The organism is Candidatus Avoscillospira sp. LCP25S3_F1 (genome assembly GCF_052117125.1).
Lineage (GTDB): Bacteria > Bacillota > Clostridia > Oscillospirales > Oscillospiraceae > Avoscillospira_A.
Genome location: NZ_JBQKJT010000076.1, coordinates 1 through 436 on the forward strand (window position 1 = coordinate 1; position 436 = coordinate 436).

Here is a 436-nt window from a genome sequence, read left to right on the forward strand (position 1 = left end):
AATGAAAATATCCTCTACACCACGGTTTTTTAGGCTGTTAAGTACAGTTGCCCAGAACTTGGCACTCTCATTTTCGCCAACCCACATTCCCAGGACCTCTTTCCGGCCATCCAGATTGACACCAATGGCAATGTATACTGCTTTCTTCACAATCTGCCCTTCGCTGCGGACATGATAGTGGATGGCATCCAGAAATACCACGGCGTAGATGGGCTCCAAAGGCCGCTGCTGCCACTCTTTGGCGATGGGCAAGATCTTGTCCGTGATCCGGCTGACTGTGCTGTCTGAGACAGAAATGCCGTAAATGTCCTGGATATGGGCCTCAATATCGCCAGTTGTCATACCCTTGGCGTACATGGACAGGATTTTCGCCTCAATGTCCTGACTGATGCTGGTCTGGTTCTTTTTCAGCACCTGGGGCTCAAATTCCCCCTTC

Annotated in this window: 1 protein-coding gene; it reads right to left on the minus strand. The window is 50.5% G+C overall.

Annotated features, from left to right (window positions below):
- A partial coding sequence (locus ACTQ33_RS17185; protein ID WP_441465699.1) for an IS256 family transposase occupies window positions 1-436 on the minus strand: 436 nt, incomplete at both ends.